Annotated in this window: 1 pseudogene; it reads right to left on the bottom strand. The window is 58.3% G+C overall.

Annotation, left to right across the window (positions count from 1 at the left end):
- Positions 1-487 (bottom strand): annotated as a pseudogene (locus ACIOZM_RS31975) (F0F1 ATP synthase subunit beta); the annotation flags it as partial.

Raw genomic sequence — 487 nt, 5'->3', positions numbered from 1 at the left:
CGAGCGGTGTCGTAGTGGTCCTGGCCGATTACGTTCGGGTCCAGCTGGCGCGAAGTCGAGTCGAGTGGATCGACCGCCGGGTAGATACCCAGGGAAGCGATGTCACGGGACAGAACGACAGTAGCGTCCAAGTGGGCGAAGGTGGTCGCTGGCGACGGGTCAGTCAAGTCATCCGCAGGTACGTATACCGCCTGGATCGAAGTGATCGAACCTTCTTTGGTCGAAGTGATACGTTCTTGCAGAACGCCCATCTCTTCAGCCAGAGTCGGCTGGTAACCTACTGCCGAAGGCATACGGCCCAGCAGTGCGGATACTTCAGTACCGGCCAGGGTGTAACGATAGATGTTGTCGACGAACAGCAGAACGTCGTTACCTTCGTCACGGAACTTCTCGGCCATGGTCAGGCCGGTCAGTGCTACGCGCAGACGGTTACCCGGCGGCTCGTTCATCTGACCGTAAACCAGTGCCACTTTGTCCAGAACGTTGG

The organism is Pseudomonas sp. NPDC087346, from assembly GCF_044744235.1.
In the GTDB taxonomy this organism is placed as follows: domain Bacteria; phylum Pseudomonadota; class Gammaproteobacteria; order Pseudomonadales; family Pseudomonadaceae; genus Aquipseudomonas.
The sequence above is the reverse complement of the archived record's forward strand: the minus strand, read 5'-3'. Positions and strand labels throughout refer to the sequence as shown.